Raw genomic sequence first — 13,597 nt, 5'->3', positions numbered from 1 at the left:
ACGGGAGGAGCCAATGCAGGACCATGTGATCGGTGTCGACATCGGCACGACCGGAACCAAGGCCGGGATCTACGACAGCGCGGGGCAGCTGAAGGGCGAGGCCTTCGAGGAGTCGATCCTGCGCTATCCGGGTCCCGGCCTCGTGGAGCAGGACCCCGAGGACATCTTCACCTCGGTCCTGAACACGGTGCGCACGGCGATGTCGCGCGCCGGTCTTGGGCCCGAACGGATCGCCGCCATGGCGCTCGACGGGCAGATGGCCGGGCTCATGGCGGTCGATGCGGACTGGAACCCGGTGACGCATTACGACAGCTGGCTCGACACCCGCTGCGCGCCGTGGCTCGAGGAGCTGCGCCCGCATGAGGAGGAGATCATCCGCACCTGCGGGATGGCGCTGGCGTTCAATCACGCGCCCAAGCTCCTGTACTGGCGCGACCAGCCCGAGGTGTGGAACCGGGTGGCCAGCTTCATCCAGCCGGCCGCCTACGCAGCGGGCAAGCTGGCCGGGCTGAAGGGCGCCGACGCCTTCATGGACCGGACCTACATCGTGTTCTCGGGCTTCGGCTCGGGCGAGACCTTCACCTGGAACGAGCAACTCCTTGCCAGGTTCGGCCTGACCACCGAGAAGCTGCCCCGCATCTGCGAGCCCTGGGAGATCATCGGGCACCTGCGCCCGGAATGGGCCGCCGCCATGGGCCTGCCCGAGGGCCTTCCGATCGCGGCGGGCTGCGGCGACCAGAGCGCCAACGTCCTGGGCGGCGGGCTGGTGGATCCCGGTGCCGTCTTCGACACCTCCGGCACGGCGTCCGTCTTTGCCACGGTGATCGACCGATTCGGCACCGACACGACCTATCGCTGCCTGATGACCTGCCCCCACGTGGTGCCAGGGCTCTACTTCCCGATGGCCTATGTCGCGGGCGGCGGCCTCAACCTTCGCTGGTTCCGCGACACCCTCTCGCCGATGGAAAAGGCGGATTGGGAGACCAGGGGCGTCAATCCCTATGACGCGCTCGCGCAGGCCGCCGGGCAGATTCCGCCGGGTTCGGAGAAGCTGATCTTCCTGCCGCACCTGTCGGGCCGCAACACGCCCAACGATCCCGACATGCGCGGGGCCTTCCTGGGCCTGACCTGGCGGCACGAAAAGCCCCACATGGTTCGCGCGATCATGGAAAGCATCGCCTACGAATACGCGCTCTACCTCCGGGCCGTGCGGGAGATCGCGCCGGGCTACGACCCGACCTTTGCGGTGAACATCGGCGGCGGCGCGAAATCCGAGGTCCTGCGGCAGATCAAGTCCGACGTCCTGGGGCTGGAGTACCGCTGCATGGACCGGGAGGAGTTCGGCACGCTGGGCGCGGCCATCGTCGCGGGTCACGCGGTGGGCCTCTTTCCCGACATCCGGGAGACGGCCCGCCGCTTTGCCGGACCGACGCGGGTCATGACGCGGCCCCGGCCCGAACGGACGCGCGCCTACGCCGCCTATGTCGATGCCTATATCGACGCGCTCCAGTCGCTTTCGCCCTTGTTCAACCGGTTGTCCCGCACCCTCCCCGACGCCGCCTGACCCTCGGGTCGCGCGGATCGGGGAGAGTCTCGTCCCGGGCCCCCTGTCCTGACACGGGGGCCCGGGGCCCCGTGGCCGGACCCGGATCGGATCGTGCGGAGCCGGTCCTGCCTGCCGGGACGGTGCAGCCGCCGGTAGCCGCCGTCCCTGGCGTCGCCTCGTTTTTCGGCGGACGAGGCCCGGGCCAAGGTTCGGCCGTCGCGTCGGTCGGCTTCGGGCTTGTTGGGTTCCGACGCCGCGATAACCTCGGGCGCACGGAGGACGTTCAACAGGGAAGACTGACACATGAAGACCACGGCACTTTTCGGCCTCGCCGCGATACTGGCCTTGTCCGTTGGCGGGGGCGTTCGGGCGCAGGACTCCGAGCTCCTGGTTTTCGACTACCCCGGCTTCGAGCGGCCGGAGTTCCACGGCGCCTATGTGGAACGATACGGCGCCTCGCCCACGTTCTCGTTCTTCGGCGACGAGGAGGAAGCCTTCCAGAAGATCAGGTCCGGGTTCCAGACCGACGTCACCTCGATCTGCGCGGGCAGCGTGCCGAAATGGCAGGAGTCTGGCCTCATCGAACCCTGGGACACGTCCAGGATCACCGACTACGCCAACCTGGACGCCAACCTGACCGGCACCTCTGTCGGCGCGGGCGGGGAGGTGTACTTCCTACCCACCTACTTCGGCACCACGGCGATCGCCTACAACCCCGACGAGGTGCCGGCCGAGGACGTGGCGAGCCTGGAGGTGTTCAAGAACCCCAAATACGCCGGGCGCATCGCCCTGCCCGACAACGTGGACGACGCCTGGGCGCTGGCCTACCTCGCCACCGGCGTGACCGACTGGACCAACGTCACCGACGCGCAGTTCGAGGCCGCCGCCCAGTGGCTCCGCGAGGTGCACCCCAACCTGCGCACCTACTGGACCGACCCCGCCGAGCTGGCGCAACTGATGAGCACGGGCGAGGTGCTCGTGGCCTGGGCCTGGAACGAGACCTTCCCCACCATGAAGGAGGAAGGCCGCCCCATCGGCTTCCAGCGCGAGCCCCAGGAGGGCTCCTCCATCTGGCTTTGCGGCCTCGTCAACATGGTCAACGGCCCCGGCTCCGAGGACAAGGTCTACGATTACGTGAACGCGTTCCTGGCGCCCTCCTCCACGGCGGCCCTGGCGTCGAACGGGTGGGGCCACGCCAACGCGGTAGCCTTGGCCGAGCAGATCCCCGCGGATGTGCTCGAGGCGAGCGGGATCGGCCAGATCAGCGCCCCGATCTTTGCCCAGCTGCCGATCTCCATCGAGTCGCGCGAACGCCACGCCCAGACCTTCGAGGAGATCAAGGCCGGATTCTGACTCCGGGCTGGGCTGGGGCAGCCCCGGCCCATGCCTTGGACGCAAGAGCCTGCTGCGATCGGCGCGGCTAGCGGCGCGGCCGGAGCATGCGCATCAGGAGCGGCGCACCCAGCAGCACGATCAGGATCCGTGCGAGGTGATGGAGCACCACAAAGCCCAGCTCGGCCCCGGCGACGATCGCTAGCACCGTCATCTCGGCCTGCCCGCCGGGGGCGAAGGCCAGGAAGGCCTCCACGGGCGGCGCCAGACCAAGGAGCACCACGGCCTCGGCGACGGCTCCGGCGAGCACGGCCAGTATCACCATGAACAGGGCGCTGACGCCGATCGTGCGGCGCAACTCCCGCCAGGTCACGCCGACGTAGTGCACGCCGATGCCGATCCCGATCAGGAACTGGGCCGCCTGAAGCGCCTCGCGCGGGGGACGCTCGTGAACGACGCCCAGGAGCGAGAGCGCCAGGGTCAGGATGAGGGGGCCGAGGATCGCGGCCCCGAACAGGCCCACGCGTTCGCCCAGCTTCCATCCGACCAGGGCGGCAACAGCCATGATCGCCATTTCGGAGATGGGCAGGCTGGCGGCCGACTCCCCCAGGGGACGGTCGAGCGAGACGCCGTAGACCCCCGTCAGGAGGGCAGGCGCGACGCTGACGATCACCGCGACTCGGGTGGCGTGGATCAGGCTCAGGCTGCGGACATCCGCCCCCGCTTCCTTGCCGAACAGGACCATGTCCTGCGCGCCGCCCGGCATGGCGGCGAAGAACGCCGTGACAAGATCGAAGCCGCAGACCTTGCGGAAGAACGGGATGCCCACGGCGCCGATCAGCACCACGTAAAGAGGCACGATCGCGAGCGACGCGGCCATCGCCGGTAACTGCCGGAGCAACTCGGGCGTGACGGATGCTCCGACCGCCACGCCGAGCACGGTGCGGGCCGCCGTGGAGAGCTCTCCGAGACCCAGAAGCGGCGCGCCCATCAGGGCGGCGGCCAAGCAGGCCAGCATGGGGCCGAACAGGAAGGGCAACGGCAGCCCGGTTCCGAGCGCCAGGAGCAGGCCCGTCGCAGCAAGGGCGAGGGTCAGGAGGCGGCGGAGCCATGGCGCGGGCACGGCCTAGCGTCCTCGCGGGAACGTCGTGGTGCCGGGATGGCGCATCATCGGCATGGTCGGGCCGCCCCGCTGGGGGCCAGGCACCGCGTCGGGTCAGCCGACGCATGGGTCCAGGAGATCCGCATCGGCGCCGTCTCCGCCATGTTCGGAATCCGGGGCGGCACCGCTGACGGGATCCGAGAGGCGTCCGCAGGCCGGCGATCGTGGCGCAGGCCGTCGATCCGCGCTGTGGCGCCGCCTGCCGGCGGGAACCGCGATGCTCGGCAGTCGTGGAAGTGGGGCCGGATGGACAGGCCCGGGCCGACGACCGTGATGCCGTTCATCCTCGTCGTCCCTCGTGCAGTGCTGGCCTGCGGCATCGGCCCGGTTCCGGGTTCATGCCAGGGCGTCCAGCGGCTCTGCGGCACCCTCTGGCCAGGGAACCCCGGCGCGCTCGGCCTCCGCGCGGAGTTCGCCGGCGACCTCGGGGCCGACCGGAATCCCGGTGCGCCGCCGCGCCGCCTCGGTCCGCGACTCGGGTTCGCCGGGCAGGAGGATCTCGTCGGTGCCAGCGGCGCGGGGAAGCGTCTTGATGCGTTCGTAGAAGGCGTCTATCCGCGCTTCGAAGTCGGTCAGGGACAGGAACAGGTCGGGCCGGATCGCAATGAACGTATGGCCCACGTTCTGCGGCTCCGAATGGTCGAAGTAGAGGCTCTTGACCTCGCCGCCGAAGTTGGCGCCGGTCAGCACACCTGCCATCAGGTCCATCAGGGTGCCCAGGACGGAGCCCTTGACGCCGCCGAAGGGTAGGCACACGCCCTCGAAGGCCGCCTGGGCGTCCGTCGTCGGAACACCGTCCCTGTCCAAGGCGAGACCTTCGGGAATGCGCTCCCCCCGTTGTGCGGCCAGGCGGATCTTGCCCCGGGCGATGACCGTCATCGACATGTCCATGACAAAGGGCGGATGGCGGCCCCCTGGAACACCGGCGGCCATCGGACTGGCGCCCAGGAACGGGGTGCGTCCGCCCCACATCGCGATCGCGGGCGAGGAGTTGGTGAAAATCAGCGACACCATCCCGGCCTCGATCGCCTGGAGCGCATAAAGCGCGCCCATGCCGAAATGGGTGGAACGCCGCACTCCGACGAGCCCGATCCCCGACGGCCCGGCCAGCCGCACCGCCTCGTCCATCGCCAGATGGGCGGGGATGAACCCCATCGCGTCGTCCCCGTCCACCAGCGACACGGCCCCTGCGACGTTGCTGACCCTTACGTCCGGGCGGGCGTTCACCAGGCCGCGCCGGAGCCGGTCCAGGTACATCGGGATGCGCGCGACCCCATGGGAGTCGATGCCCCGGAGGTTGGCCCGCACGAGGTCAGCCCCGATCGTGCCCGCGTGATCCGGAGAAAGTCCCGCGCCGGCGAAGAGTGCCGCGGCGAAGCCGGCAAGCGCCTCCGGGGCGAAGTAGCGGGTCGTGTTCATCGCTGTTCCGGGGTCAGGACCATCGGGATCATGTGGCCGCGCGATAGCGTGCCCGGCGCCGCAGGATCGGCGGGAGCGCCACGATGAGCACAGCGATCAGGAGCAGCACGAGCGAGATGGGATGGGTCACGAACACGGTCGCGTCCCCTTGGCTGATGGCCAGCGCCCGGCGGAATTGCTGCTCGGCCAGGGGGCCCAGGATCAGCCCGACGATGGCCGGCGCGATGGGGACATCCAGGGCGCGCATCCCGAACCCGATCACGCCGATGATCCAGAGCGCCGCGACGTCCACGATGTTGTTGTTGAGCGTGTAGGCCCCCATCGTCGCGAAGATGAGGATGCCCGCGTAGAGCCAGGGCCGCGGAATGGCGAGCAGCTTGACCCACAGGCCGGCGAGCGGAAGGTTCAGGATCAGCAGCATCGCATTGCCGATGTAAAGGCTGGCGATGAGGCCCCAGACCAGTTCGGGCTGGCTGTCGAACAGCGCCGGCCCGGGCTGGATCCCATACTGCTGGAACGCGGCGAGCATGATGGCCGCCGTGGCGGAGGTCGGGAGGCCCAGCGCGAGAAGCGGTGCGAGCACGCCCGCGGCCGAGGCGTTGTTGGCCGCCTCGGGTCCGGCCACCGCCTCGATGGCGCCCTGCCCGAACTCCTCGGGGTTCTTGGCCAGGCGCTTTTCGACCATGTAGCTCAGGAACGTCGGGATCTCGGAGCCACCCGCCGGCAGGACCCCGATGGGAAATCCGATGGCGGTGCCCCGGAGCCACGGCCCCCAGGAGCGGCGCCAGTCCTCTCGGCTCATCCACTTGGAGCCGCCGTAGCCCAGGAACTCCTCCGTCTCGAAGCGATGCCGGGCGGCGGTCCAGAGCGTCTCGCCCACGGCGAACAGGCCCACGGCGACGACCACGATGTCGATGCCGTCCAGCAGTTCGCGCACGCCCATCGTGAAGCGCATCTGGCCGGTCTGGAGGTCGATCCCCACAAGGCCCATGGCAAGGCCCAGCATCAGGCTGAACACACCGCGCGAAACGGAATGGCCCAGCAGCGCCGTGACGGTCGTGAGGGCGAGGACCATCAGGGCGAAATACTCGGCCGGCCCGAACAGCAGGGCCAAGTGGACCATCAGGGGCGCCGCGAAGGTGAGGGCCAGGGTTCCGAAGGTCCCGGCGATGAACGAGCCGATCGCGGCGGTGGCCAGCGCCTGCGCCCCACGACCCCGCCGCGCCATGGCGTTGCCGTCGATGGCGGTAACGATCGAGGCGCTTTCGCCGGGGGTGTTGAGCAGGATCGAGGCGGTCGAGCCGCCGTACATCGCCCCGTAGTAGATCCCGGCGAACATGATGAAGGCCGAGGTGGGATCGGCGCCGTAGGTCACCGGCAGCAGGAGCGCGATGGTCAGGGCCGGTCCGATCCCCGGCAGCACGCCGATGGCCGTTCCCAGCGTCACGCCCACCAGCGACCAGAACAGGTTGATCGGGGTGAGCGCCACCGCGAAGCCGTGCAACAGGGCGTAAACGGTATCCATGCGTCGCTCCCCTCGCCGTCAGCCCAGAAGGCCCGTGGGTTCCAGAACCGGCTCGATCCATTCCCCGACGGGCAGGTTGAGCCCGAGTCCGCCGTCGAAGATCACGAACACCAGGATCGTGAGGACAAGCCCGATCACCGCGCTGAGCAGCCAGGCCCGGCTGCCGAAGCCGCGTGCCACGCCCATGAACAGCAGCGTTCCCGACAGGACCCATCCCAACCGTTCAAGAAGCAGGACAAAGGCGAGAAGGGAGCCGCCCACGATCAGGACCGCGGGCCAGTCGATGGGAGGGATCGGCGTCATCGGCGTATCATGCGCCCGGGCGTCATAGAGAAGCCGGACGCCGACCGCCAGAAGCCCGGCGGCGATCAGGGACGGGAACACCCCCGGCCCCACGACCGTCCGCGCGGCCACGGCGGGAGCGGTCCATGTGCCCCAGGCGATATAGGCGGCAAGGACGCAGGCGATGAGGCCCAGGATGGCTTCGCCGATGCGGAAAGCTCCCATGCTGTGCGTCCTCCCCTCTTGGTCTCAGAGCACGCCGGCTTCCTGCAACGCGGTCTGAACGCGGGTGTTTTCCTCTTCGAGGAAGGTGCGGAATTCATCGGCGGGCAGATAGTTGTCCGTCCAGCCCCGCTCCTGAAGCAACTGGGACCAGGCCTCGGTCTTGACCATGGCATCGACCGCGGCGGCCAGCGCGGCCTTGTCCTCGTCGGACATCGCGGGATGGGCGGCGATGCCGCGCCAGTTCGTCACGGCGAGGTCGACGCCACCTTCCTGGAAGGTCGGCACGTCCACGCCTTCGATCCGTTCGGACCCGGAGACGCCCAGGGCGCGAAGGTCGCCGGATTCGATCTGCGGCGCGAACTCCTCGTAGCCCGAGATGCCGACCGTCGTCTGCCCGCCCAGGATCGAGGCCAGCACCTCGCCGCCGCCGGCATGCACGACGTAATTGATCTGGGTGGGGTCCACCCCAGCGGCCTTGGCGAAAAGGCCCGCGATGACGTGGTCGATGCCCCCGATCGAGCCGCCCGCCCAAGACACGCCGGCCGGGTCGGCCTTGAGGGCGGCCACGAGGCCCTGGAGGTCCTGGATCTCGGAATTGGCCGGGACGACGATCACGTCGTTCTCGCCCATGAGCCGGGCGACCGGCTCCACATCGGCCAGCGTGACGGGTGAGCCTGTCGTCAGGATGCCGCCGACGAGCGCGAAGCCCAGCACCATGGCGGCCGGTCCGCGCGGGTTGGAGGTCACGAACTGCGCGAGCCCCACGGTCCCGCCACCGCCCGCGACGTTCTCCACCTCGATCCCCGAGGCGAGCCCTTCATCCGTCATGACCTGCTGGATCGCGCGGGCCAGCTGGTCGTAGCCCGAGCCGGCGCTGGACGGCGCGAGGATGGACAGCGACTCCAGCGGCGCCGCGTCCTGGGCGGCGGCTGGCAGCGCCAGAAGCGAAACCGCGACCGCGGCCAACGTCCGTCGAGTGATCACGAACATGATGTCTCCTCCCCTTCAAGTGCTCTTGTTGTGGCGGGCCACAGCCCTTCTCCGGCTGTGGACCGGGCTCAGTCCGGCGATGCCAGCGCCTGACAGACCCGCGACGTAAACTCCTCGGTGCCCAGATCGCCGCCAAGGTCGCGGGTCCGCGTGTCGGGATCCGCCAGCGTCCTGTGCACCGCCTCCTCGATCAGAGATCCGGCTTTGCTCAAGCTAGGGTTCCCGTGGCGCTGGCCAAGCCAGTCGAGCAACATGGCTGCCGACAGGATCAGCGACGTGGGATTGGCCACTCCCTTGCCGGCGATGTCGGGGGCCGAGCCGTGCTGCGCCTGTGCGACGCAGATCGTGTCGCCCGCATTGATCGACCCCCCCAGTCCGAGGCTGCCGCAAAGCTCGGAGGCCTCGTCGGACAGGATGTCGCCGAACATGTTGGTGGTGACGATCACGTCGAACCGGCCGGGCGAACGGATCAGGTGCGCTGCGGCGGCATCCACGATCAGTTCGTCGAGGACGACATCGGGAAACTCTGCCGCGACCTTGCGGACCTCGCGCAGGAACAGGCCGTCGGACAGCTTGAGGACGTTCGCCTTGTGCACCGCCGTCACCCGGCCCCGGCGACCCTGCGACAGCCGGAAGGCGGCGCGCGCCACCCGGGCCGAGCCGCGCGCGGTGATCTTCCGGACTGACAGGGCCATGTTCTCGTCGGGCATGAACTCGCCCGTTCCCGCGAACATGTTCCGGTCGGAGTAGAAGCCTTCCGTGTTCTCCCGCACGATCACGAGATCCATGGGCGCCCGCAGCACCGAGAAATCGGGATGCGACCGACAGGGCCGGATGTTCGCATAAAGCTCGAAGCCGGTACGCAGCTCGGCCGAGGGGTTCGGGCCACCCTTGTCCTTGGGCGGGTACTCGTAGTGCGAGACGGGGCCGAGGATCACGCCCTCGACCTCGGGAATGCGACGGATCACCGCCTCCGGAAGGGTCGTGCCCTCCGCCGCGAGCGAGGCGAGGCCGATCTCCATTCGCTCCACCGTCAGGCCGAGATGCGACCGATCCTCAAGCGTGGCCAGCACGCGCAGCGTCGCATCCGTGATCTCCGGCCCGATGCCGTCCCCCGGCAAGGCTAGCAAGCGCATCTGCCCACGCTCCTCGTTCGTTCGGCCCGACGGACGTGACGTGGATCCGGGGCAAGTCGCTGAACGAGCTAGCGCGCGGGTGCCGTCTGCAAGGGCGTGGCCGCATCCGAACGGCTGGCCCGGCCCAGCCGCCGCGGTCGAAGCCTCAGATCAGCCCGGCCAGGCCAGCCCGGGCCAGCGCGATCCAGGCGGACAGGTGCAGGGTCCAGACCAGATTGGAAAGCAGCGTCGAGGCCAGGAAGATGGTCCAGTCCCGAAGGGCGAAGCCGTTGTAAAGATGGCTGCCCCGCCGGAGATAGAGCGTCGCCACGACGGGATCCTCCAGGCAGGACAGGATGAAGAAGGCCGGGATGTCCCCTGACCGGATCACGCCCGACACGGCGCGGCGCCACGGCGCCGTCCCTTCGAGCTGCCGCAGATCCTTGATGCTTTCGAGGAGGAGAAAGTCCCGACGGCTCCAGTCGTACACTCGGAGGACGGCGATGTTGACGAGGACCGACGCCGCCGCCATCGCCGCCCCGCCCGCGACATAGCCCAGCCAGAGCAGCGCCGCGGGATAGGCCACGTAGTCGAACAGGTAGTCGGTCCCCTTCTTGAGCACCAGGCCCATGAGGAAGACACCCAACCTGTGTCGCACGTCAGCTGAAGATGGCGCCACGGGGTCCTGCATCCAACGCCCAGCCGGGTTCGTCGGCGGCGGCACAGGGATAGGCATTCCACAGCGGCGACAGCACGCGACGGCCCTGGGTCAGCCGCGCGATCTGGGGCCGTTGTCCGGTCTCATGGCTGACCTTGCGAAACGCCGGATGCACGACCCGGTCGAAGAACTCGGCCGTCCTGCAGTCCGCGATGAAGTCCTCGAAAAGGACAAGGCCGCCGGACAGGAGCCGGAAGAACTCGACATAATATTCCATCGCGGAGCCTGCGGTTCGGCCAAGGACCGAGCCGATCTCGATGTGACGGGGAGCGGACGTTCCCATCACCTCGCCGAGCTTCCGGTGATGATAGGCGACGAGATTCTCGCCCGACCCGGTCTCGAGCGCATTCAGCGGCTGCCCCTCGGCCCGGGTGTGCTCGATGAGCTTCTGCTTCCTCAGGACGATGTGCCGATGTCGGTTGCGCCCGAGAATGATTGGCATGGTCACCAGCGCCCGTTTGTAGCCGTTGTGGGCACAGAAGCGGTCGGCCCCATGTTCGAGCACAAGGGGCTCGAACCCCAGGCGTCGGGCGCGCCGGGTGAACCAGATCACCTCCAGGGAGGGGGTGGCGACCTGCCGGAACAGGATCGCGACGGGGCCGGACAGGCAAGGCGGGAGAGCCGCTCCGGTTGGCGCAACCCGATGAGCCGCACTGGAGGCCAGGATCTCGCGAAGTTCGGGATCCCGGAGGTAGACCCCCGCGTCGGATCCGAACCAGATCTCCATGGATGTCTTCGGCCCCTTTGCCCGAGTCGGACGGAACACCCATCCAACCGGCGGTAGTCTGCTGCAAGATCGTGTCGAGGTTGTGGCGCTGGGCCTGGATCGGATCCGGTCCGAGGCCGACCGGCCACAGTCCGACCCGCATCCGGCGTGGCCCCAAGGTGGCATCGGGAACGTCAGACGGCCAGCTGCGCCGGGACCGGGCCTGACAGCCATCGGGCGCCCAGCGCGTCGATGTGCATAGGTGGGCCGAGATGATACCCCTGCACCAGATCGCACCCAAGCTCCCTCAGGAGAACGAGGTCCTCGTCCGTCTCCACGCCTTCACCGACCACGCTCAGCCCGAGGCCATGGGCCATGTCGATCATGGCTCTCAGGACGGCGCGGCGCCGCCCCGAGTCGCGCACGCCCTGCACGAAGGCCCGGTCGATCTTGAGGGTGTCGAAGCTCATCTGCTCGAGGTAGCCGACCGAGGAATAGCCGGTTCCGAAGTCGTCCAGCGCCGTCGAGAACCCTGCCGTCCTCAGTTTCCTCAGATGGTCCGCCACGAGCTGCGTGTCCTTCACGAGCACGGACTCGGTGAGCTCGACCTGGATGCGGTCCGGTCCGATCCCCCGGATCGAAAGGTCGTGCAACAGATCGGGAACGAAATCCGGCACGACGAGCTGGAGTGGCGAGATGTTCACGCTGACCCGAAGGTCCGGATGAGCGACCAGATCGTCGCGTATCAGCGTCAGGAGCCGGCGTCCCAGCTCGATCATGAGGCCGGCCTGCTCGGCCACGGCGATGAAGCGGCTGGGCGAAACGATGCCGAATTCAGGCGACGACCAGCGGGCGAGCGCTTCCGCCCGGACAAACCTGCCGTCCGTTCCCGTGATGGGCTGGTAGGCGACCGAAAGCTCCCCCCTCGTGGCCAGGGCGCTTCGAAGGCCCTGCTCGATCCGTGTCGCATCGATCGACGCCTGCCCGATCATGGAGCTGAAGGCGACGGCCACCCGGCTGTTCTGCCGCTTTGCCTCGTACATCGCGAGGTCGGCGTGCCGGACCAGATCGTCGCCGGGAAGGTCGTCCACCTCCTGAACGGCATAGCCGACCGCGGCCTGCAAAAGCATCCGATGCCCGAGGATGCTGAAAGGCTCGGACAGGCGGGACTCGATGGCGCTGAGAAGGCGGGAGGTCCGATGCTCGATGTCGGGCCCGGTCACGACGAACACGAACTCGTCGCCGGAGATGCGCGCCAGGAAGGTGCCGGGCGCCCCAAGCCGGGACAGGCGCCGCGCGATGCAGGCGATCACCTGATCGCCGGCGGCGTGACCGATGCTGTCGTTGATCCGCTTGAAGCCGTTGATGTCGAGGAACACGATGCTTCGTCCCCCGGCGCAGGACGGTCGCGCGATCATCTCGTTGAAGGCGGCCCGGTTCGGGAGACCCGTCAAGGCATCCGTCAGCGCCGCCACCGAGGCCCGCCGCTTCGCCTCGAGGAGGTGCTGCGCGCTTCTCCGCACGAGGAGGAGGCCCAGGACGGCCAGGCAGACCGTCAGGGCCATGACGACGCCCAGGACCGGCATGAGCTGATGCAGGGCGTCCCCGCCTGGAAAGGGACGGTCCCAGGCGAGGTAGGCGACGGGCTCTCCGTCCTGGCCGCGCAGCGGCAGGCCCATCTGCCAAGGAGCCACCGAGCGGACGATTCTCAGATCCTTGAGAAGGAAGCTCCTCGCCGTGTCGTCCAGCATATCGTCCGTCAACCGGATGCCCATGACCAGGAAGCCGAAATCCGTGGCCCCGTCTGGAAGAGAGATGACGTTGTCGACCGGCTCGAAGCGGGATGCGCCCAAGGCATAGAGCGAGCCATCCGACCAGCCGAAGAAGTCGATCCCGCCGTAGGAGTCGTCCGGAACGTCGGCCAGCCTGCGTCCGACGGCATCCAGGATCCCCTGGCTCAGGAGGCCGGTCGTCTCCCGTCCGCCCCCTGCATCCGTCCAGCCGATGTCGCCGCGGACCGGGCCGCCCGACAGGACAACGAGCTGCACCGCACGCCCGATCGTGGCTGTCGAGCCGATGTTGTCATAGATCCAGTCGAAATCCCGGACAGCCAGCGCGCTGACGGCCGCATCCCATTTGGTGTAATCCAGGGTGATCATCCTCGCCCGGGCGAGCATGTCGTCCTGTTCGTTCCGCATCTGGACCATGGACTGGTCGGCCGCCTGACTGTCGAGGGTCCGCGTCGTCCAGAGCAGCGCGAACGCCAGGGTGAGCACGAACAGGATGATCGTGCCGGCCATGACAGCGGCGATCCCCCCGGGAAGATGGTCATTCGGCAGTCGCAGCCGCAGCGAGCGCCTTGTTCCCGTGCGATCCGCCGCAGACGGGATCTGGACGGTGTCCTCGGCCCGCCGCCCCGAGTTCATCCGCATCGCGCTGGCCCCCGTCCGATCAACGGCAACTGAGGCGAGGCGGTCCGTTTCATCTGGCGGGACAAGCAGCAGATCGGACCATACCCCCGTTCTGATCACGTCCCCTGCCTACCCGATCATGATTAATGATCCGTTAACCGCTCCT

At 68.5% G+C, this 13,597-nt stretch carries 11 protein-coding genes; 2 read left to right on the top strand and 9 right to left on the bottom strand.

What is annotated here, in order from left to right; genetic code table 11:
* Positions 1–13: 13 nt before the first annotated feature.
* Both J3P31_RS17160 and J3P31_RS17155 read left to right on the top strand, forming a co-directional pair.
* Positions 14–1,564 carry a xylulokinase gene (locus J3P31_RS17160; protein WP_210529726.1) on the top strand — a complete coding sequence of 517 codons (1,551 nt, stop codon included), beginning with the start codon at positions 14–16 and terminating at the stop codon, positions 1,562–1,564.
* Positions 1,565–1,849: 285 nt separating this feature from the next.
* Positions 1,850–2,899 (top strand): extracellular solute-binding protein, encoded by a 1,050-nt coding sequence (locus J3P31_RS17155; protein ID WP_210529725.1) that lies wholly within the window; start codon positions 1,850–1,852, stop codon positions 2,897–2,899.
* 67 nt (positions 2,900–2,966) lie between these two features.
* On the opposite strand, the gene J3P31_RS17150 is transcribed toward J3P31_RS17155, so the two are convergent.
* From J3P31_RS17150 to J3P31_RS17110, 9 genes are all read right to left on the bottom strand, one after another.
* Positions 2,967–4,001 carry an AbrB family transcriptional regulator gene (locus J3P31_RS17150; protein WP_438270307.1) on the bottom strand — a complete coding sequence of 345 codons (1,035 nt, stop codon included), beginning with the start codon at positions 3,999–4,001 and terminating at the stop codon, positions 2,967–2,969.
* 375 nt (positions 4,002–4,376) lie between these two features.
* Positions 4,377–5,459 carry an Ldh family oxidoreductase gene (locus J3P31_RS17145; RefSeq protein ID WP_210529723.1) on the bottom strand — a complete coding sequence of 361 codons (1,083 nt, stop codon included), beginning with the start codon at positions 5,457–5,459 and terminating at the stop codon, positions 4,377–4,379.
* 28 nt (positions 5,460–5,487) lie between these two features.
* The gene (locus J3P31_RS17140; protein ID WP_210529722.1) at positions 5,488–6,984 is read right to left on the bottom strand and encodes a tripartite tricarboxylate transporter permease; all 1,497 of its coding nucleotides are present in this window, start codon (positions 6,982–6,984) and stop codon (positions 5,488–5,490) included.
* Positions 6,985–7,002: 18 nt separating this feature from the next.
* Entirely contained in the window at positions 7,003–7,491 is a 489-nt protein-coding gene (locus tag J3P31_RS17135; RefSeq protein WP_210529721.1) for a tripartite tricarboxylate transporter TctB family protein, read from the bottom strand.
* A gap of 24 nt (positions 7,492–7,515) precedes the next feature.
* Positions 7,516–8,481 carry a Bug family tripartite tricarboxylate transporter substrate binding protein gene (locus J3P31_RS17130; RefSeq protein WP_210529720.1) on the bottom strand — a complete coding sequence of 322 codons (966 nt, stop codon included), beginning with the start codon at positions 8,479–8,481 and terminating at the stop codon, positions 7,516–7,518.
* A gap of 68 nt (positions 8,482–8,549) precedes the next feature.
* Positions 8,550–9,617 carry an isocitrate/isopropylmalate dehydrogenase family protein gene (locus J3P31_RS17125; protein ID WP_210529719.1) on the bottom strand — a complete coding sequence of 356 codons (1,068 nt, stop codon included), beginning with the start codon at positions 9,615–9,617 and terminating at the stop codon, positions 8,550–8,552.
* A 145-nt stretch (positions 9,618–9,762) separates the two neighbouring features.
* Positions 9,763–10,227 carry a hypothetical protein gene (locus J3P31_RS17120; protein WP_210529718.1) on the bottom strand — a complete coding sequence of 155 codons (465 nt, stop codon included), beginning with the start codon at positions 10,225–10,227 and terminating at the stop codon, positions 9,763–9,765.
* Positions 10,228–10,255: 28 nt separating this feature from the next.
* A complete protein-coding gene (locus tag J3P31_RS17115) occupies positions 10,256–11,041 on the bottom strand; it encodes a hypothetical protein (RefSeq protein WP_210529717.1) in 786 nt (261 codons plus the stop codon).
* Positions 11,042–11,214: 173 nt separating this feature from the next.
* The gene (locus tag J3P31_RS17110; protein ID WP_210529716.1) at positions 11,215–13,320 is read right to left on the bottom strand and encodes a putative bifunctional diguanylate cyclase/phosphodiesterase; all 2,106 of its coding nucleotides are present in this window, start codon (positions 13,318–13,320) and stop codon (positions 11,215–11,217) included.
* Positions 13,321–13,597: the final 277 nt, after the last annotated feature.

This window comes from Rubellimicrobium arenae (genome assembly GCF_017916275.1).
Classification (GTDB): domain Bacteria; phylum Pseudomonadota; class Alphaproteobacteria; order Rhodobacterales; family Rhodobacteraceae; genus Rubellimicrobium; species Rubellimicrobium arenae.
This window is presented reverse-complemented; position numbering and strand designations above follow the sequence as displayed.